Origin of the sequence: Pseudomonas sp. 18175, from assembly GCF_050432925.1 — a bacterium.
GTDB lineage: Bacteria > Pseudomonadota > Gammaproteobacteria > Pseudomonadales > Pseudomonadaceae > Aquipseudomonas.
In genome coordinates, this window is sequence record NZ_JBKFTO010000016.1 from 1 (window position 1) to 19,896 (window position 19,896).

General features: G+C 60.9%; 17 protein-coding genes. 14 read left to right on the forward strand and 3 right to left on the reverse strand.

The genetic code is table 11. The annotated features are described in order from the left end of the window. Nucleotides 1–386 precede the first annotated feature (386 nt). The 10 genes from ACLD1Y_RS21185 to ACLD1Y_RS21230 are packed head-to-tail and all read left to right on the forward strand — an operon-like array spanning nt 387 to nt 10,443. Nucleotides 387–980, forward strand: coding sequence for a transposase (locus ACLD1Y_RS21185; RefSeq protein WP_429479835.1), 594 nt, complete (start codon nt 387–389; stop codon nt 978–980). Between the two features lie 59 nt (nt 981–1,039). Beyond that, the gene (locus tag ACLD1Y_RS21190; protein WP_429479758.1) at nt 1,040–2,623 is read left to right on the forward strand and encodes a ShlB/FhaC/HecB family hemolysin secretion/activation protein; all 1,584 of its coding nucleotides are present in this window, start codon (nt 1,040–1,042) and stop codon (nt 2,621–2,623) included. A 24-nt stretch (nt 2,624–2,647) separates the two neighbouring features. Then, nucleotides 2,648–4,447, forward strand: a complete 1,800-nt coding sequence (locus tag ACLD1Y_RS21195; RefSeq protein ID WP_429479759.1) for a DUF2341 domain-containing protein — start codon at nt 2,648–2,650, stop codon at nt 4,445–4,447. Between the two features lie 11 nt (nt 4,448–4,458). Then, nucleotides 4,459–4,884, forward strand: coding sequence for an ExbD/TolR family protein (locus tag ACLD1Y_RS21200; RefSeq protein WP_429479760.1), 426 nt, complete (start codon nt 4,459–4,461; stop codon nt 4,882–4,884). A gap of 3 nt (nt 4,885–4,887) precedes the next feature. Beyond that, nucleotides 4,888–5,592, forward strand: coding sequence for an energy transducer TonB family protein (locus ACLD1Y_RS21205; protein ID WP_429479761.1), 705 nt, complete (start codon nt 4,888–4,890; stop codon nt 5,590–5,592). 43 nt (nt 5,593–5,635) lie between these two features. Beyond that, nucleotides 5,636–7,336: a putative porin gene (locus ACLD1Y_RS21210; RefSeq protein ID WP_429479762.1), complete on the forward strand. Its 1,701-nt coding sequence runs from the start codon at nt 5,636–5,638 to the stop codon at nt 7,334–7,336. A gap of 19 nt (nt 7,337–7,355) precedes the next feature. Next, the gene (locus tag ACLD1Y_RS21215) at nt 7,356–7,982 is read left to right on the forward strand and encodes a DNA repair protein (RefSeq protein ID WP_429479763.1); all 627 of its coding nucleotides are present in this window, start codon (nt 7,356–7,358) and stop codon (nt 7,980–7,982) included. A gap of 20 nt (nt 7,983–8,002) precedes the next feature. Further along, nucleotides 8,003–8,476: a YbjN domain-containing protein gene (locus ACLD1Y_RS21220; RefSeq protein ID WP_429479764.1), complete on the forward strand. Its 474-nt coding sequence runs from the start codon at nt 8,003–8,005 to the stop codon at nt 8,474–8,476. Continuing rightward, nucleotides 8,473–9,414, forward strand: coding sequence for a peptidylprolyl isomerase (locus ACLD1Y_RS21225; protein ID WP_429479765.1), 942 nt, complete (start codon nt 8,473–8,475; stop codon nt 9,412–9,414). Before ACLD1Y_RS21220 ends, ACLD1Y_RS21225 begins: the two co-directional genes overlap by 4 nt. A 51-nt stretch (nt 9,415–9,465) precedes the next feature. Next, entirely contained in the window at nt 9,466–10,443 is a 978-nt protein-coding gene (locus ACLD1Y_RS21230) for a LysR substrate-binding domain-containing protein (protein ID WP_429479766.1), read from the forward strand. Nucleotides 10,444–10,796: 353 nt separating this feature from the next. On the opposite strand, the gene ACLD1Y_RS21235 is transcribed toward ACLD1Y_RS21230, so the two are convergent. Then, a complete protein-coding gene (locus tag ACLD1Y_RS21235) occupies nt 10,797–11,663 on the reverse strand; it encodes a LysR family transcriptional regulator (RefSeq protein WP_429479768.1) in 867 nt (288 codons plus the stop codon). 93 nt (nt 11,664–11,756) lie between these two features. Here ACLD1Y_RS21235 and ACLD1Y_RS21240 point away from each other — a divergent pair, with 93 nt between their 5' ends. Continuing rightward, the gene (locus tag ACLD1Y_RS21240; RefSeq protein ID WP_429479769.1) at nt 11,757–12,308 is read left to right on the forward strand and encodes a DUF4865 family protein; all 552 of its coding nucleotides are present in this window, start codon (nt 11,757–11,759) and stop codon (nt 12,306–12,308) included. 95 nt (nt 12,309–12,403) lie between these two features. On the opposite strand, the gene ACLD1Y_RS21245 is transcribed toward ACLD1Y_RS21240, so the two are convergent. Continuing rightward, the gene (locus ACLD1Y_RS21245) at nt 12,404–16,867 is read right to left on the reverse strand and encodes a hypothetical protein (RefSeq protein WP_429479770.1); all 4,464 of its coding nucleotides are present in this window, start codon (nt 16,865–16,867) and stop codon (nt 12,404–12,406) included. Nucleotides 16,868–17,080: 213 nt separating this feature from the next. Here ACLD1Y_RS21245 and ACLD1Y_RS21250 point away from each other — a divergent pair, with 213 nt between their 5' ends. Genes ACLD1Y_RS21250 through ACLD1Y_RS21260 form a run of 3 tightly spaced genes read left to right on the forward strand, consistent with a single transcriptional unit; the run spans nt 17,081 to nt 19,151 of the window. Continuing rightward, on the forward strand, nt 17,081–17,668 hold the full coding sequence (locus ACLD1Y_RS21250) for a histidine phosphatase family protein (protein WP_429479771.1): 588 nt from the start codon (nt 17,081–17,083) through the stop codon (nt 17,666–17,668). Next, nucleotides 17,665–18,420, forward strand: a complete 756-nt coding sequence (gene cobF / locus ACLD1Y_RS21255; protein WP_429479772.1) for a precorrin-6A synthase (deacetylating) — start codon at nt 17,665–17,667, stop codon at nt 18,418–18,420. The genes ACLD1Y_RS21250 and cobF overlap by 4 nt, the downstream gene beginning before the upstream one ends. A gap of 11 nt (nt 18,421–18,431) precedes the next feature. After that, complete coding sequence (locus ACLD1Y_RS21260) at nt 18,432–19,151, forward strand: alpha/beta hydrolase (RefSeq protein WP_429479773.1); 720 nt, start codon at nt 18,432–18,434, stop codon at nt 19,149–19,151. A 130-nt stretch (nt 19,152–19,281) separates the two neighbouring features. Here ACLD1Y_RS21260 and ACLD1Y_RS21265 read toward each other — a convergent pair whose 3' ends face one another. Next, nucleotides 19,282–19,836 carry a hypothetical protein gene (locus ACLD1Y_RS21265; protein ID WP_429479774.1) on the reverse strand — a complete coding sequence of 185 codons (555 nt, stop codon included), beginning with the start codon at nt 19,834–19,836 and terminating at the stop codon, nt 19,282–19,284. Between the last annotated feature and the right edge of the window lie 60 nt (nt 19,837–19,896).

A 19,896-nucleotide genomic window follows, 5' to 3' on the forward strand; every position in this document is an offset into this window, starting at 1 on the left:
GCGAGCGCGAGCCTGTGAATAAACAAGTCACTTGAGATCTGACGCGACAACTACGTTGACACACACCGCTCTTTTCCAAAAGTGACCCGCCGTAAGGGCGGAACCCATATCAGCCTTAACCTAAACAATGGATATGTACTCCGACCAAACCCCTCTAGCGCCTAACACATAGCCATCGGGAGCAAGCCCCCTCCCACATGTTGACCCAGTGAAGCCCTCAGGATCTGTTTGGCAATTGCCCCCCAGCCAATCCAAAATGAAGCTTTCATGACAAAAGTTCGGTAGCTCCCGCCCATCCCCGTCTTGCCTATGTAACGCGCTGGATACGATCAAAAGTCGTCTCCGCAGCCGTCAGCAGGACGCCAGGAGTGGGGCAAATGGGAACTATGGAACGTTACTCGAAAGTCGGCATGCAGGAGCTCGATCAGCGCCTGTCAAAGATCGTCGAAGCCGCGCGCAAGAAGCCGGTTTCGGTATACCGCTACGGCGCGCCGTGGGTGTGGATCGTCTCCCAGGAAGACTGGCAGGGCGCCCTGAAGGAAGTCTCCAGCTACATCCCGGCGGGGCATTCGCTGGTGTTGTTGCGCCCACAGATCGACGAGGTGCTCGACCAGCATCGCGACTGGTTGATGGCCGAGCCCGGCATGTTGATCGCGCCCCACACCCTGGTGCACATCCTGCTGTTGCAACTGCTGTATTCGGTACCCAGCGAACAGCAACTGCATGAACAGCTCAACTACAACCTGCTGTTTCGCTGGTTCGTCGGCCTGGACCTGAACCAGAAGGTCTGGAGCATCCACGTGCTGACCCGCGACATCGCCACGCTGCTGGGCAGCCCGCGTGCGGTGCAACTCATCCAGAAAATCATCGGTGAAGTGTTTTGTGGCGCCTTGCTGCACATGCCGGAGTTCTCGCTGAACTTCGCCTTGCTGCACACCTGGCTGGCCCGGCACAGCCATCTTTCGACAACCGGCAATTGAGCAGGCCAGACGCCGTGTACACGGCGATGGCGCAAAAACTTAGGAAATCAGGGGGCGGTGTGGAGCATCTGTTCAAGTCAACGCTGGCGCTGTGCTGCCTGACGCTGTGGGCTTCATCCCACACTGCGCAGGCCGACGAAGAGGGCGCGGCACGCCGGGTAGACGTCAATGAGTACTTTGTGCGCGGCAATACCGTGCTGGATGCGGCGGCCATCGAAGAAGCGGTGTACCCGTTCCTGGGCCCGCAGAAGACCTTAGGCGATATCGAAGGCGCCCGTGACGCGTTGCAAAAAATCTACCAGGCGCGGGGCTACCAGTCGGTGTTTGTCGAGCTGCCGGAGCAGAAGGTTGATGACGGCATCGTCTACCTGCAAGTCAGCGAAACCAAGGTGGGGCGTGTGCGCGTGGTGGGCGCCAAGCATTACTCGCCGGTGGAAATCCGCGACGAAGTACCGGGGCTCAAGGAAGGCGCGGTGCCGGACTTCAATAGCGTGCAAACCCAGTTGGCTGGGCTCAACCGCGGTGTCGGCCGGCAGGTCACGCCGCTGGTGCGCGAAGGCCAGCGCGCCGGCACCATGGACGTGGATTTGCAGGTGGAAGACCAGAACCCCTGGCACGCCAGCCTCGGCCTGAACAACGACTACAGCGCCGACACCGAAAAACTGCGCTCGGTCGCCACCCTCGGCTACGACAACCTCTGGCAACTGGGCCACAGCATTTCCCTGACCTACTTCACCGCGCCCCAGGACAGCAACAACGCCAAGGTGTGGTCCGGCTCCTACAGCGCGCCGCTGGATGAGCGCTGGACCTTGCAGTTCTCCGGCTACCAGTCCGACAGCAACATCGCCACCGTGGGCGGCAGCAACGTGTTGGGCAAGGGCCATTCCTACGGTGTGTCGGCGATCTACAGCCTGCCGGCTGCTGGCAACTGGAGTAACTCGTTCTCCTTTGGCATCGACTTCAAAGACTTTGAAGAACAGTTGAAGTTCGGCTCCAGCAACGACCAGGTGCCACTCAAATACGCACCGTTCACCCTGGGCTACAACGGCTATCGCTACACCGAGCAATCCCAACTGGGCCTGGGCCTGAACCTGGTGGTGGGCACCCGTGCGTTCTTTGGCTACGGCAGCGACGCCGACGAGTTCGACTACAAGCGCTACAAGGCCAGCGCCAGTTTTGCGGTGCTCAAGGGCGACCTCAATTACACCTACACCTTCGCCAACGACTGGCAGTCGGCCTCCAAGGGCGCGTTCCAGTTGGCTTCGGGACCACTGGTGTCCAACGAGCAATATTCCGCCGGCGGCGCCACCTCGATACGCGGTTACCTCGCGGCGGAACGTACGGGGGACGAGGGTTACTTGCTCTCCCAGGAATTGCGCACGCCCTCGGTGGCCAAGTACCTGGGCAGTTATGTGAAGGAGTGGCGTTTCTACGCCTTTGCCGAAGGCGCACGCCTGCGCCTGCATGACCCACTGCCCGAGCAGGAAGACGAATACAGCCTGGCCAGTGTCGGCCTGGGCACCCGCGCCAGTTTGAGCCAATGGTTGTCCGGCAGCCTGGATTGGGGTTACCCGCTGCTCGATGGACCGAACACCCAGAAACAGGACGCGCGACTGCACTTCAGTGTGCAAGCGACTTTCTGACTTTTTCTTCCGGAGACTTCACCCATGCAACGCCTATTCCTGAGCCTGTTGATCTGCCTGGGCTTCACGCTCCCGGCCACCGCCCATGCCTGGTGGCAAGACGACTGGCACTACCGCAAACAGATCACCGTGGACACCACCGCCCAAGGCGCCGCGATCAACCAGGCTTTGGGCCGCACCGCGCTGCTGGTGCGCCTGCACACCGGTAATTTCACCTTTGATGGGGTCAAGGACGACGGCGCCGACCTGCGCTTTGTGAGTGCCGACGACAAGACCGTGTTCAACCACCAGATCGAAAGCTTCGACCCGCTGATGGGCATGGCCTTGATCTGGGTGGATGTGCCTAAGGTCGAAGGCGCCCAGCGCCAGGACCTGTGGATGTACTACGGCAACCAGAAGGCCCCGGCCACCAGTAACGGCCAGTTGGCGTTCGACCCGAGCTACACCGCGCTGTATCACTTTGACGGTGCCAACGGCACGCCGCCACGGGACACCACGGCCTACGCCAACACCGCGCTCAATGCCACCGGCGCGAGCATTGATGGGGTGATCGGCCGCGCCTTGCAGTTTGGCGGCCAGGCCCTGATGTTGCCGGCCAGCCCGTCGTTGCAACATGCCGCCGGTGGTGCGTTCACCTTCAGCGCCTGGCTGCGCCTGGACCAGGCCAGTGGCGAGCAAGTGGTACTGGCCCGTCGCGACGGCCCCCACAGCCTGCTGCTGGGGCTGAACCAGGGCACGCCGTTTGTGGAAGTCGACGGCCAGCGCGCCGTGTCGAACCAGCCGCTGAACCCTGGCCAATGGCAGCACCTGGCGTTCACCGCCGAGGGTGAAAAAATCGCGCTGTATGTGAACGGCCGCGAAACCGCCAACCTGGCCGTGGCGTTGCCGGCGTTCAATTCCCAACTCGCCGTGGGCGCCGACCAGCCGGACGCGGGCAGCACGCACCTGCCATTTGCCGGGGCCATGGATGAACTGCGTCTGTCCAAGGTCGCACGCCCGGCCACCTTACTGCTGGCCGATGCCAGTGCCCAAGGCGCCGAGTCGAAACTGGTGGCCTACGGGGTGGATGAAGAACAGTCCGGCTTTGGTTTCGGCAGCCTGGGCTTCTTGCTCAATGCTGTGCCGGTGGACGCCTGGGTGATCATCCTGGTGCTGGTGGCGATGATGTTCCAGTCGTGGGTGATCATGCTGCGCAAGAACCGTCAGGTCGGTCGCGTCAGCAGTGCCAACGAGGTGTTCCGCGAACATTTCGCGCAGATCGGCACGCGCTTGGAGATGTACGCCGACGACGCGCAACTGAGCGAACGCCTGACCCATTCGTCGCTGTGGCGCTTGTACCTGGTGGCGGTCAAGGAGATCCGCACCCGTCGCGCCCAAGGGGCGGACACGTCGTCGGTGTCGGCGGCCACCATCGAAGCGATCCGCTGCTCCATGGACGGCGTGCGCACCCGCGAAAACCAGGCCCTCAGTTCCAAACTATCGACCCTGTCCAACGCCATTGCCGGCGGCCCGTATATCGGCCTGCTCGGTACGGTGCTGGGGATCATGGTGGTGTTCCTCGGCACGGCCATGGCCGGTGACGTGAACATCAACGCGATCGCCCCGGGTATGGCGGCAGCCTTGCTGGCCACGGCCATGGGCCTGTTTGTCGCGATCCCGGCACTGTTTGGCTACAACCGCCTGATCACGCGCAACAAGGAAGTGAGTGCGGATATGCGTGTGTTCGTCGACGAGTTCATCACCCGTCTGGCGGAGATGCACGGCGAGAGCCAATCCAGTGAAGCCGCGCACCGCCGCGAGCATCACGCTGCCGTTCCGGCCTGAGGAGAATCGCCATGGCTAGCGTAAATGCCTCCCACGACGATGAAGACGATGCCGCCGTCGACAGCATCAACATCACGCCCCTGGTGGACGTGCTGATGGTGGTGCTGGTGATGTTTATCCTCACCGCCACCGCCCAGGTCTCGGGTATCCAGATTCATCTGCCCAAGGCCAGCGCCTCGGTGTCGTTGTCGGAGGCCAAGACCAAGGCCATCTCCGTCAACGATGGCGGCCAGGTGTTCCTCGATGCTTACCCGGTGACCCTCGGCGAGCTGGAAGAACGCTTGCGTATCGAGAAAGCGCTGAACCCGGACTTCCCGGTGATCGTGCGCGGTGACGCGATGGTGCAGTACCAGAAGGTGATCGAGGTGCTCGATTTACTGCGGCGGCTGGAGCTGTCCCAGGTCGGGCTGGTCACCGGCAAACCGAGCCAGGGCTGAGTCATGACTGCACAGATCCCGATTGCGTCGTTGCCGGTGAAAAAGAAGCCGCCATTGCGCCCGCTCAAGTGGGGCGCAGGCCTGTTGCTGGGCGCGGTGGCGGCCTGGTTTTTATGGCAGTGGGCCAATGACATGAGTGGCATACGCCGCGAAGCGCCGAAGGTGCCGACCATTATTCCATTGCCACCACCGCCGCCACCGCCCCCGGAAAAGCCCAAGGAGCCTGAGCCCCAGGTGGAGGAGAAAGTCCCGGAGCCGGTGCCTACGCCTGAGCCTGAGGAGGTCAAGCCGGCGGAGGAAGCGCCTCCTTCGCCGGCCGATGACTTGGCCAACCCGATGCAGATCGATGGCGATGCCCAGTCCGGCAATGACGGTTTCAACATTGGCGCTGGCAAGGGCGGCGGCATGGCCGGTTCCGGTGGCGGCGGCTTGGGTACTGGCACTTACAAGCAGTACCTGGCGGGCGTGTTCCAGCGCCTGCTGCGTGAAGACCCGGAGCTGCGCAAGAAGGCTTACAGCGTACAGGCGGACTTGTGGTTGAGCGCCGATGGCCAGGTCACCCGTGCGGAGTTGGCCAAGTCCAGCGGCGATGCGCAAACCGATGCCCAGGTGCTGGCCGCGCTGCGTGCGCCCCATGCCACGCAGCGGGTGCCGGCCTCCATCAACATGCCGGTACGCCTGTCCCTCAAGGGCCGTCGCCCGGATTGATCGAACCTTATTTTTGGCAATTTTCTACAGGAGTTGCGTACACATGATTTCCCCCGTGAATCGACTGACCCTGGCGGTTGGCATGGTCATCGCGACCCTGGTCGGCCAGGCGGCAGCAGCCCCGGTCGCGCCCTCGGAAAACGTCACCATCAACCTGATCCGCCTGTTGGTGCAGCAGGGTGTGCTGACCCAAGACACCGCCAACGGGCTGATCGCCCAGGCCGAAAAAGAAGCCTTGCAGGCACGCCAGGCCAACGCCGCGCCGGTGGTTGCCGCAGGCCCCACGGCGGCGCCCGGCGATGTGCGCGTGCAGTACGTGCCGCAGGCGGTGCGCGATCAGATTCGTGACCAGGTGAAGGCCGAAGTCATGGCCACCGCCAAGCAGGAAAATTGGGCCCAGCCCAACACCTTTCCGGACTGGGTCTCCCGCGTGACCTTTGACGGCGATATCCGCCTGCGGGACGAGTCGCGCTATTTCTCGGGCCGCAACGACAACACCATCACCGACTACGCCAAGGTCAACAGTTCGGGCCCTTACGACGTCAACGAAGTCACCAACTTCGAGTTCCCGCCCTTGCTCAACACCCGTGAAGACCGCGAAAACCTGTTCCGCCTGCGTGCACGCCTGGGCATGAAGGCCGTGCTCTCGCCTGAGTGGACCGCCGGCTTTCGCATCGGCACGGGCTCGGACAATAACCCGGTCTCCACCACCCAGACCTTGGGCGGCGGGTTTGGCAAAAAGGACATCTGGCTCGACCAGGGTTACCTGACCTGGAAGGCCACCGACTCCATGAGCCTGACCGGCGGGCGCATGGGCAACCCGTTCTATTCCACCGACATGATGTATTCCAACGACCTGAACTTCGACGGCGTGGCCGCCAACTTCAACCATGCGCTCAACCGCGATTGGGGGTTGTTCGGTACGCTGGGGGCGTTCCCGGTGGAGTACACCTCCGACACCGCCAGCAGCAATGGCCAGGATAAAGAAAGCAGCGACACCAAGTGGCTGTTCGGTGGGCAGATTGGCGCCGACTGGAAGATCAACCCAAGCAACAAGCTCAAGCTTGCCGCTGCCTACTACCAGTTCCAGGACATCGAGGGCAAACGCTCAAGCCCTTGCGAGCCCTACTCGGGTGCCCCCGGCTGCGACACCGATGGCACGCGCCTGGCCTTTATGCAAAAGGGCAACAGCGTGTTCCGCCTGCGCAACATCACGCCGCAGGCGAGCGACCCTGCGCGCACGCCGAACCCGCAGTTCGTCGGCCTGGCTTCCAAGTTCGACGTGCTCGACCTCAACGCGGTGTGGGACAGCGAGTTGCCCAGCGATTTCAAGCTGCGCAGCCAAGCCAACTTCATCCACAACCTGGCCTACGACAAGGGCGAAATGCTCAAGCGCAGCGAAGGCGAGATCGTCAACAACATCAACAGCGACGGCCAGTTTGAAAGTGGCGGTAATGCGCTGATGGTCTCGTTCACCCTCGGCAATGCCCTGGAAATGCGCAAGCGCGGCGACTGGAACGTATTGGCCGGCTACAAGTACATCCAGCCCGACGCCTTGCCGGACGGTTTCAACGATTCCTCGTTCCACCTGGGCGGCACCAACGCCAAGGGTTACTTCATTGGCGGCAGCTACGGCATCGACAAGAACATCTACGCCAGTGCGCGTTGGTTGAGCGCCTCCGAAGTGTACGGCCAGCCGTTTGAAGTGGATGTGATGCAACTGGAACTCAACACGCGCTTCTGATGCGCACAGGAGATGCCACATGAACACGCGAATCTGCGGGCTGCTGTTGTTGTTCCTTGCCACCGGTGCCAGCGCCGAAGGCATGGAGGAACGCCTGCGTACTCAACTGCGCAGCACCACCCAGCAGTTGCAGGCGTTGCAAAGCGAGCAGGCCCAGGCCAGTGCCGCACGTATCGCCGCTGAAACCCAGGCCAAACAGGCCCAGGCGCAAATCAAGCAGTTGACCGCCGAGCTGGAAAAGACCCGTGGCGTGGCCGAGCAAATGGCCGGCCAGCAACAAAGCCTGCACAGCCAGGCGCAAGCCCAGGTGGCGGCGAGCAACGAGCAGATCGGCAAGTTCAAGAAGGCCTACGACGAGCTGTTGGTACTGGCCAAAGGCAAGGAAACCGAGCGTGCGCGCTTGCAGGCACAACTGGCTGAACGTGACACACAAGTGCAGCAATGTTCGGTCAAGAATCAACAGATGTACGGGGTGGCCCAGCAGTTACTCGCGGCCTACGAAAAGATCGATGTGGCCGAGGTGATGAGTATCCGCCAGCCCTTCGCCAGCAGCGCCCGGGTCAAGTTCGAAGAACTGGCTCAAGGCTTTGGCGACGATCTGTACAAGAGCCGTTTCGATGCGCCCCAGGCAACCGCCAATCACTGACACACAGGGAAGAAATCACCATGAGCGAATTGATCACCAGCGTCACCACCCAAAGCCTGACCGAGTTGCTGCAGGAGGCCGGTTACCGGGTTAACCAGACCGAACAGAACGGCATTGTGCAGTTGCTCAGCGCTAGCCAGGGCATCGGGTTTGCCGTGCGTTTCGGTAACCCAGCGGCCGAGCAGGGCAGTTATGTGGACTTCACTTACAGCTGCGCGCTGCGTATCCAGGGCGAGTTGCCTGAGGGCCTGGCCCAGGTGTGGAACGCGTCCCGCCGTTTTGCGCGGTTGTCGGTGCAGGGCGAATTCCTGCTGATGGAAATGGATGTGGTGGTGGCCGGCGTCGGCGCTACGCACCTGCGCAGCCAGTTGGAACTGTGGGATCGGCTGTTGCAGGAGTTCATCGTGTACCTGCGCGAGTACAGCCAGCAGGCCGCGCAATTGCAGGCTCAGACAGCGGTTGAAGCGGTTGGCGAGGAGGCACCTGTACTGTGAAAAAACCTACCCTGATGGTCGGCGCGGGTGCGCTGGCCTTGCTGGTGGTGGCGGTGGGGTTGAGCCTGCGACCGGGCAGCGACCCGGTGGCGGCCCAGCAACCGGCGCCGGTGACCAACCCGCAACTGGCTGGGCCTGCCGTGGCGCGCCTGGGCAACCAGCAGATCGATCTGCCGGAACTGAAAACCGTGCTGGCGGCACTGCCGGCCGAGTCCCGCGAGCAATTGCGCGGCAACCGTGGCGCGCTGGAAACCTGGATTCGCTCCCGATTAGCGCAAAAGGCCGTATTGGAGCAGGCCGATGCCCAGGGCTGGCGCCAGCGCCCGGAGGTGGAGCAACAGACCCGCGCCGCCACCGAGCAGATTGTGTTCCGCGACTACATGCTGTCGGTCAGCCAAGTGCCGGCGGATTATCCCAGCGCTGCCGAGTTGCAGCAGGCCTATGACAGTGGCAAGGCGCAGTGGGTGACGCCGCCGCTGTACCGGGTGAGCCAGATATTCCTCGCGGTCAATGACCCGCAGACGGCTGACGCGGTACGCCGCCAGGCTCAGGAACTGAGTCGCCGTGCCCAGGCTGCACCGGGGGATTTCGCCGCACTGGCCACGCAGTTTTCCCAGGACCCGCAAACCGCTCCCCGTGGTGGTGATTCGGGCATGCAGCCGTTGCAGCAGTTAGTGCCGGAGGTACGTGGGGCGGTATCGCGGCTCAAGGTCGGCGCCGTGTCGGAGGTGGTGCAAAGCGCTGCCGGGTTCCATGTGCTCAAACTCACCGGCCAACAACCGGCACGCACCGCGAGCCTGGATGAATTGCGTGAGCGGCTGACCGAGGCCCTGCGTGCCCAGCGCCAGGAACAGATCGCCAAGGCCTATCTGGAAGGCATGCTCAACACCGCTACCTTGAGTATCGACGGTGCTGAATTGAACAAAGTGCTGGAGTAACAGGCGTCAACCCGCATTGGATGCACAGACCAACAAGACAGGGAGTCTCCCATGGCATTTCTAGAACCGTCTGCCCCCCACGGACCCGCTGCGTATCGCGCGCCGGGCGAAACCTACGACACCTGGCGAGGCCTGGCCCGAGAGATCGACCCGGAAGTGGCGCGCTATTTTATGGTGAGTGCGCGGTGTGGCTGTTTCATGCAGGCGGCGCGCAGTTTGAATATCAAGGCGACGTTGTTGCGCAAACGGCTGGCGCAGTTGGAGGAACACCTGCGCCATTCGCTGTTCACCTACCAGGGCAATGGCCTGGTGCTCAGCCGCGATGGCTTGCAATTGCAGGCGCAACTGATCGCCCTGGCCCATGAACGGCGCTTACCAGTGGTGGAACAGCCGCTGATCCGCCTGGCGGTGGCCGAGCCGATCCTGCATGACATCCTCGGCCGCGACCTGATCGCCTTGCTGCGCCGCAACGCCAGCGTGCGGTTGGAGATCATCTCTCTCGACAGCCATATGTCCTTGCAAGCGGTCGAGGTGGACGTGGTGCTGTGGCTCTCGGACGCCGATGGCCCGGTGCCCGGCCCCGGTTTCGCCACCGAGCCGCCGCGTTTGCTGGCGCGCCTTGAGTACCTGCCGCATATCGCCAAGCGCTATTCACGCTTGACCACGCGCCCGGACAGCGTGGACGACCTGAATGACTACATGCTGGTGCAATGGCAGCCGGACGCGCAGGTCGATGCCTTGCGGCCCTGGAACCAGGTGATTGAGCAACGCCTGGCCGCGGTGGTGCAGGTGCAGGCCTATTCGTTGATGCTGGAGATGATCCGCTGCGGCGCCTGCATCGGTTTGCTGCCGCACTACATGGCCAGCTTCGACCGCGGCCTGGTGGCCTTGCCGGGGTTGCTCGACCAAAGCATGCAGCGTCAGGTGTGGCTGGCGGTGAATGCCCAGGTGCAGCATGCCGAGGCGGTGCAGGTGATTGTGGAGTTGATCACCAGCACGTTCGAGGGGCGGCGGGAGTGGTTTGATTGAGGGTGAAATGTGGGGGATGTGTACTCATCCTCAAGGTCTGGCCCAAATCCAAATGTGGGAGTGGGCTTGCCCGCGATGGCGGTGGATCAGCTGGCATATGCAGGGACTGACCCGCCGCCTTCGCGGGCAAGCCCCAATGCCAGTCAGTTAAGGGTTAGAAAGAGTAAAAGCTAACCTGTGGCGAGGGAGCTTGCTCCCGCTGGACTGCGCAGCAGTCCCATCTTTGGGGCCGCTACGCGGCCCAGCGGGAGCAAGCTCCCTCGCCACACTGACGGTGTTTGCCCTTAACTGACTGGCATTAGGGCAAGCCCGCTCCCACAGGTAGGCCGGTGTAGCCACTGGTTCGGCGAGGCTCAGCGTTGCAGCACACCGCGAAACGTTGCACTCAATGCGCGTAATGTCTCCCGCGAGCGCGCATCACTGATGCGGCTGTAGAGCACCACCTCGCTCACCGGCAGCGCTGGCAACCCATGCAGCTCACTGACCTCCACCGCTCCCGCCGGTGCCACACGGTGGGCGAGGGCGGCCACCCCCAGCCCGGCGCTGACGGCTGCGCCTACGGCCATCACGCCGCCGCCGACGAACACTTCGGTCCAGTCGATGCGGGCTTCATCCAGCGCCCGGGTGGCCAAATGCCGAACCCCACACGGCGCCGCCATGGTCGCCATGCGCAGCGGCGTGCCGGGTGTGTGTTGCCAGGTGGGCGAGGCGAACCAGCCAAAGCGTTCCACTACCAACACTTCGCCGTCCTGGCGCTCGCCTTCGTTGCGCACGATTACCGCGTCCAGCTCATTGCGCTCGAACGCGGCCACCAGGTCGCGGGAGGAGGCGATACGGACTTCCAGAATCACCAGCGGGTCGTAGGCCGCCAGGCGGCTGAGCCATAACGGCAGGTCCGGCCCGGCCACATGGTCGCTGATGCCGATCACCAGGCGTCGTGGTGCGTGAGTGCCCATAGCGCCAAGAGCGCGTTCATGGGCATTGAGCAGCGCGCGTGCAGCGACGATAAAGTGTTCACCCTGGGGCGACAGGCGCACATGGCGCGGCGTGCGTTCCAGCAGGCGATAGCCCAGGCGTTCCTCCAGGCGCTTGAGCTTGAGGCTGATGGCCGCCTGGGACGTATCGAGCGCGTGGGCGGCACGGGTGAAACTGGCGAAATCGGCCACCAGGACGAAGGCTTGTACGGTGTCGATATCCAAAGGCTTGGGCGCATCAGTCATATCGGGTCCTTATCGCACATATATCTAGTCATATCTTGTTGAAATCATCAGCGCTGCGCAAGCTGCAGGCTCATCTTGCATGGGAGCTTTTATATGTTCGCCAAACAGTATTCACACCGCTTGCCTGCCGACTACGACATGAATGTGATCCGCCGCCGCGCCGAGCAATTGGGGCCATCGTGGGATCACGCTGAAGGGTTGCTCTTCAAAGCGTTTATCGCCCAGGAACACGCAGGCAACGTGTATTCGTCGGTATACCTGTGGGCTGACCCGCTGCAGGCCGCCGATTTTTTGCTCGGTGAGCGCTTCCAGAAAGTGCTCGACAGCTTTGGTCGCCCGCACATCGAAAGTTGGTTGCCGCTGGACGTGCAGCGTGGGCCGGCGCAGGGCGCGTTGAGTCTGTATCGCGAGGAGTGGCCATTGGCGCCGGGGGCGGACAGGGCTGGGATATTGGCCGAGGAGAAACAACACAATCAGCAGGTGGCGGATAACAGCGATACGTTTGCGGTGTTGCTGGCGCTGGATGTGCAGGCGTGGCGCCTGGTGCGCATCACGTTGTCGGCCAAGGCGCTGGACGATGGGCGTCCCGGGTCGGGCTATCAGGTGCTTTACCTGGCCCGAGCCGGGATGTTGGCACAGCGTTAATTGAATACTTTCAACGACTGTAAGGTGTCATGCATCCACTTGGGGTTGTCGGCGTCAATCTAGGCGCCGTCAGTGGTATGAGTCTGTTGGCCTCTTTAGGTGGGAGTATTCTTGGCGGGGCCGGAATAGCGAGGCCGGTAATCGACAAACTCTTCCTGTAATTCCGGAGTTTCGAGCGTTCCGGTGTTGACGACGACGCGGGCGCCGACATCTTTCCTTATGTCGTGAAGATGCTTGTTTTTGCCGAAATCCAGGCTGACTTTAGTGTTGGCCAGTCGTTTTATGTCGCGATCAGACAGCGAAGGGAAACGAGTTTTGTATTCGTCACGGTATTTTTTGAACAGCAGCACCGGGTTTTCACCAAAGATGTAGTCGATGATGATTGGGCCTTCGAACGACTTGGTACGTATGTTGGTCAGTTTGTAAATTTCGTCGCCAAGAGAGTTGGGGCCGTTTGCTCCCGAGTAACAAACGCGTAACACGATATTCTTGTACCTGCTCAGATCGAGATTTTCCGCACGCAGCTTGGCGACAATATCTTGAGCTGAGTACAACCTGCCCTTTTCCCCGACTATTTTTGCCGGCTCGCCAGGCTTGGGCTCAGCCGCATGGCCAATGATGTTGAGCCGGGGAGCATAGTTGTATGTGTCCTCTGCCGTCTGGATATCACCGTCAATCGCTTTTAGGCCCCGCCAGGGAGCGTCCATTTTGATGAGCTCATGAAACGGTGGTGCTTTAGGCTTTTCAATCAATTGGCCACTCTTGTTCATCGATTGCGCGGTGGCAGGCCGCCTGGTGTTGATGTGAAGCAGCAATGTCGCCAAGTTGACCAACAAATCTGTCGCCGCCGCCTGTTTGCCGTCTTCTGCATTGCTGGTCAGCGTGTTGATGTCGCCGAGAATGCCCTCCAATTGAAGCGCCAGGCCAATAAATGCCGCAGGCCCGCGAAGGGCGGGCAATACAGCGTTGAGCACCAGAAAACCACCTTCTTTGAAGGTCGCCCAGCGACTTTCCGAGTTGGAGACCGATTGCTGTTCGGCCAATGTGGCCAGTGCTTTGGCATTGGCTTCATAAAGGTGTTTCATCAATTCCCCGGCGCTCAGCTTGGACTCCAGCGCATGGAGGGCAGCACCTTCGGTAGCCAGTGTGGGCGCTTGAGGTGTACCCGATGCGTTGAAGTCATCGTCCACCACATTTCTACTGCGAAGGTGGGGTTCGCTGAAGCCGCCGTTGTCATAGATCGCACGGGTCAAGTCATCTGGCAGCCAGGCCAGAATATCGCTCTGCAACTTGCCTGGTTTCTGTATGGCCTCCATCAACGCCTTACGTGACGGGAACTGTTGCAGAGGAGCGTCGGCCATCAATGGCCGATACAGCAGATGCGGGCCCAGCGTGCTGTCCTTCGGCTCGATGAGGTACATGTTTTCGACCACGTCGGGCGTTGCTCCAGGCTCGCGCACGAACGCAAGCGGGCGCATCAGGATTTGTTTGCCGTCGACTATTTTTGCGCCCGGCTTGGGGTCGAGTACCGCCTTGAGATACCTGAACCCCATCGCGTTATCAAATCCGGATTCACCTTTGGCCGTCAGCTCCAGTGCCTTTATCTGTAGTTCGATCGGTATTTGCTGGGCGAACAGTGACTGGCGCTCGGTGCGTGTGGCAGGGGTGTCAAGCAGCTCGCGTTTTAGCAATGCAGGGTAGTTTTTACCGATGTCGATTGTCTGGATCAGCTCATTGAGCGCACCCTCTTTTTCCAGCGCAGGTATTGGCACTTTCGTGACTTTGTGACGAACCTCCCGACGGCCTATGGGTAACCCCGCCAGGTTCTGGATGAATGCGTCGGCCAGGGGCATGGTGCTCGGTTCGATATACCCGCTGCCCAAGGTGCCTACCGGGGTGTGGAAGACAACCTCCAGGTCGTTGATGTCGTCTGTAAAGGGTGGTGGTGATAGCGCGCTGAGTTGTTCGTTGAGGTAGGTGCGCAGGCCTGGAATGTCGCTGTTGTAGGTGCGCTCCTTGTTGCGCTGCATATAACTGGCAAGTTCCAGGCTGAGATCACGCAAAGTGATGCGCTCAGCGTCGTTGGCGTTAGTTATCCACTCGGCGGTCTTGCGTTGGGGGTGTTCTGTTGGTGTCGGACTGAGTAAAACGGGCGCGGTAGCGAGTGCGTCGTGTAATTGTTGATTGACGATGATGCTTGCCTGGGTGTGGAAGACGTCTGCCTCAGTCTTCATCAATGAGTTTTGGGCCGATTCTGAAGGGTTTTGTGCCCGAAATGTCTGCTCCAATGCTTGCCTTGCGGTATCGAGTGAGTCGTAGGGGGTTACCTGGCCGTCAGGCCCGCAGGCCAGGATGAGGGAGCGGTCTTTTAGCGTGCGTTCGATCACCACGGTTGGCATCAGAAATTGCTGGGATACCTGGTCTGACTTCGCGGCGGTGGTAAACATATAGACGTTCACGGCGGATTGTTCAGCTAGGGCCGGCCTGCCTGCCGCCTTCGGATACTTGATGACGTGCTGCAAGGTTTGGCGTTGCTGGTCATCCAATCCTGGGTGTTTCAAGCTGGCTAATAACAGGTTGCTACGCGCCATGTCGGCGATCAAGGCGCGGCGATCGCCCGCAAACAGGGGCGTGACACTGACGGCTGAATTGGGGGTCAAGCCTGGGGCAGGTTGGCTGAAAGGGGACTCGCTCCAATATTTGAGCAAGGCCGCGCGGTGCGTTTCGTTCACTTTGCCAGGCAATTCACGCAGCACGCGTTCCAGCGCCGTTTTGTCGATTGCCAGCGGCGTACCCGGAGCATTGCCGGTATGGGCCAGCAGGTCCGGCCGCGTGTCGACAAACTTGCCCTGGCCACCAAACGTCGGGGGTTCACCGCCAGCAATGTGGTTGAGCACAAGCTCTGTCAACGGGGTATGCATGAATTGCCCAGGGGTTTGCGGGTCCGGCGTGGCAAAGGCAAGTTGGTTGACGTCGACGTCGAGCTCTGGGGCTACCTGCTTGATGGCTTCGCCAAGCAGTTGGGTAACTGCGGCGTCCAAGTCGGGGGCTTCGTCAAACAGGCGGTGCGAAATCTTGGCAACCGGGTCGGCCTCTGTGCTGGCGGCATGGGCTGGCTTCACTGCCGGCAGCGCGTCTGCGGCCAACTGCTGCTTGACTGCCTGCTGCGTGGCCTGGACTTCAGCGGCTTTCGGGTGAGCGGGTGTCGCCTCTCGACGCAAGGCCGGGAATCCATCGTTACCGAGCAGCGCTTCGGCTTGTTGGACAATCGCCTTCAACGAATTTCCAGCGGGGGGCTGCCCGTAAAAGTTCAGGACTTGATCGAGTTTCACCGGGTACGCAGTATCGGGTTGAATGTATTCGTTCGTGCCAGCGGCCAGGCGCCGGACTTTTTCCATGATCGGCGCCGATACGTCCTTCCAACCGGATGTGTCCTCCAGGGTGAAGATGCGGCGTACTCCTTTGTTGTCGTAGACGGTTAACTGCCCGCTGGCCGGGTCAATTGCATGCCCCGACAGGTCGCTGGTGTCATGCTTTTTCAGGAACGCAGTCACGGCGTCGCCGGTGAGGTCGGCGAACAAGGCATTGCGTGTTTGAGCGAAAGTGGAAAACTCTGGGAGGCGACTCAGCTCGGCGGTGGCCAAGACGCCGGCGCTGCGCGTTTCTGGGCGCAGCGTCAATAGGAGGGCGCTGCATATCTGGGCCAGTTCGCGGTCTGCCTCGTCGACTTGGGAGGTGGGGGCTGGATCGGTGCTGGGGAAAAACAGAGCGTCGAATTGGGTACGGTCCAGGTTTTCGAGCTGAGATACGGCATCTTGCTGGCGCTTTCGTACTGCTGCGTATTCTGGGTTTTGCGCATTGCGCTCATCTAGAGATTCGAAAGATCTGGAGCTGACAAGTTGGCTGAGAGTGTTACGTATGCTTTCCTTCGGGTTGTTACCGTAATAGTTTGCGACGGTTTGATAGTCAGCAACCCCCTTGGCTTCATAAACCACGTCCTCCCTGCTAGCGGCTGCCACATCCTTCAACGCCGCCAGGACCTTTTGGGAAACACGGGCCCAGTCAGGATGGGACGACAGGGTGAACGTATTCCATACGCCATCGCATCGAACCTTCAGGTCCCCTGTTCCGGGGTTGAGTTGGATGTAGGGGCCATCCATCTGGTGCTCTTTTGCAAAGCTCAAGAACGGTTCGGCTTCGAACGCGTCACTGAGTCGGTGCCACGCTTGGCCAAAGCTGGAGTGGGGCGGAACTTCGTGGACATAAGGCTGAAACGTGTCGATTGTGTTTTTTTCGTTCGCGAGCATCCATTTCATCAATGTTCTGGCGGCCTGGACGGCGATCTGTTCGTCGCCTTTTTGCACCAGGTTTTTGGCCTTCTGGTGAGTTTGGCTGGCGATGATGTTGGAAATACTTCGGCGGGGACGGGAGGAGGGCGCACTCGATGGGAGCGGTGCCTGATCAGCGGTTTTGGCGTTTTCTGTAGGCTGTTGGCTTTTCGGTATTGAGGCGTTGACCAGCTGTATCGGCGCGTGTGAGCGAACGTGAATAGTGCTCATGGGACATCCTCGTATTGGTGTCGGCATCAGTGGCTTTTCACCTTCAGAGGGTTCCGCCCGCGCTAGGAGAAGGCCATCCGCCGCCTTTAGTGCGTATGTCATCGTTTGCACCCATCGGCGTCGAACCGGCTGCCTGCTTCATGTTCGTTGTAATATGTTGAAGCAGATGAGTGAATCTGCGCTGACTGCGCGTCGATACAGAGTGAAATTCTGATGCTAGCCACCCGTTTGACATTGATCTGCCATGCCGTCACACCGCTGCAAAAGCAAGGGCGTTTTTGCGATGACGAGGCAGTGGTAATGGACTGGCAAGGCGCGGCGTTATCCCTGGCGGGGCGCTACAAGAAACCCCATCGCCTGTTATGCGCACCCGAGGTCAGGGCCCACCAGACGGCACAGCTGTTCGGTGCTGATGCAGTGGTTGAGGACGCGCTACGCGACGGCGATGTGGGGCAATGGAAAGGCCAGCAGATCGCTCAACTGGAGAGCGACCTGTTGGGCGCCTGGCTTGCCGACAGCAGTAGCGCGCCCCACGGCGGCGAATCGGTGGACCAGCTATGCGCACGAGTCGGGCAATGGATGACATCCCTTGAATCCCAACCCGGCCATATCGTGGCCATCACCCATCCCTTTGTGATCCGCGCTGCGGTGCTACACGTCATGCAGTTTCCGGTTTCGATGTTCTATCGAATCGACGTTGAGCCCTTGTCTGCCACCGAGTTGCGCTTCAACACCGTCTGGCGCTTGCGCCTGGAAACTGACATGGCAAAATCCACGCCCCGCAATGAGAGCAACCCATGAAACGCATCCTGATCATCGGCATTGGCGCCGGCAACCCTGACTACATCACGATGCAGGCCGTGAAGGCGCTGAACCGCACCGACGTGTTTTTCCTGATGGACAAGGGCCAGAGCAAAGACAAGCTGATCGACCTGCGCCGCGAGATCTGCGAGACCTACATCACCGAGCCCGGCTACCGCTTCGTCGAGGCCGACTGCCCCGAGCGCGTGCGCGGCGATATCGACTACACCACCGCCGTGCAGGACCTGAACCGCGACAAGCAACACACCTTCGAGCGCATGATCAACGAGGAAATGGCCGACGGTGAAGTGGGCGCCTTCCTGGCGTGGGGCGACCCGGCGTTGTACGACAGCACTATCCGTATCCTGCAGGCGATCCTGGCCAGTGGCCGCAGCACCTTTGAATTCGAAGTGATCCCCGGCATCACCAGCGTGCAGGCCCTGGCGGCCCAGCACAAAGTGCCGCTGAACCGCATCGGCCGCTCCATCGAGATCACCACCGGACGCCGGCTGGCGGCGGGGCAGGCGAGTGATGCCGACACGCTGGTGGTCATGCTTGACGCGGAAGATTCCTACCGCACCGTGGCCGACCAGGACCTGGATATCTACTGGGGCGCTTACCTGGGCACGCCGGACGAGATCCTGATCAGCGGCAAAGTCGGCGAAGTGGCCGAAGAAATCGAACGGGTGCGCAAGGCCGCGCGCCAGGAAAACGGCTGGATCATGGACACTTATCTGCTGCGCAAACCTTGAGGGACCGTCCCATGCTCAAACTGTTTGCCCTGGCGCTGACCCTGGTGGCCGGCAGCGCCCATGCCGACGCGACGCTGCACACCGATTTGCCGCTGTCGTACCTGGAGCAGACCCAGGGCGATGCACGCAACGAGCCCTTGGTGATTTTCCTGCACGGGTTTGGCAGCGACGAGCAAGACCTGTTTGGTATCAAGGACGCGTTGCCGTCCACCTGGACCTACCTGTCGGCGCGGGCACCGATGCCGGTGGACCCCAGTGGCTATCGCTGGTTTGCCAAGAAACCCGGTGACGGTGACTACGATGGCGAGACGGCCGATTTGCAACGCAGCGCCAGGTTGATTGAAGACTTTGTGACCCAGGCTACCGCCAAGTACCACACCCAGAGTGACCGAGTGTTCTTGGTGGGCTTTAGCCAGGGCGCGATCATGTCCTACGAAGTGGGGTTGCGTAAGCCGACACTGGTGCGTGGGATTGCAGCGTTGAGTGGCAGTGTGTTGCCGGTGTTGAAGGCTGAGCTGAAACCGGACGCCTCATTGGACAGGCTGGCGATCTTTATCGGCCATGGCACGTTGGATCAGGCGCTGCCGTACGCCTCGGCAACCCGGGCCAATGAGGTGTTGCTGGGGTTGGGGTTGAAGCCTGCGTTTCATGGGTATGTGGGGATGCCCCATACCGTCAGTGAGGCGGAGATTCAGGACTTGAAGGCCTGGTTGGAACACAGCTTGAAATGAGCACGGTAAAAATGTGGGAGCTGGCTCGCCTGCGATAGCGGTACATCAGTCACCCAAGAGGTTGACTGGTAAATAGCTATCGCAGGCAAGCCAGCTCCCACATTTGATGTTTGGTGACTGGGAGGGCTGGTTACTTCCCGCCCGTAATCTGCTTCACCAGTTCAGCATGCCCCTTGGCATCATCCCCCCGGGAAATCGCCTGGATCACCAGCAAGTGGTTGCCCGAACCGCCCAGGAACGTGGAGTTCAAGGTCTTGCCGCCGCCCTGGGTGGCGGTGCTGTCTACCTGGCGTAGGCCGAGGCCCTTGAAACTCAGTTTCTTTTCACTTTGCTTCTTGAAGTCTGGCAGGGCAGCGCTCTGGTCCTTGATAAAGCCGGCGACGGCGCCGTCGAGAAACTGGGTGTCGTTGTCCTGGATCTTTACCCCGTCGTTACGCACGGTTTCGGCGACGATCACCACGCTTTTTGTGGTCTGGTTGGCGTACATCGTGCCTTGGGTATCAGCGGTGCCATCTTCGGCCTTGCCCGCCGGTAGGGTGTCGGCGGCGTACGCCTTGGGCAAGGAGAAGGTGAACTTACCGCCCAGGGTGGAGATGGTCTGGGTGGCCGGTTTGGTCGCGGCGAACACGCTGCCGGCGGCAAGCGCAAGGGCCAGCAGGGCGGCGGTCTTGGTGAAAGTGGCCATGAAGCGCTCCAGGGGATGAACGAAATTGCGGAACATTCTGTCAGAAATTTCGCAAGATCG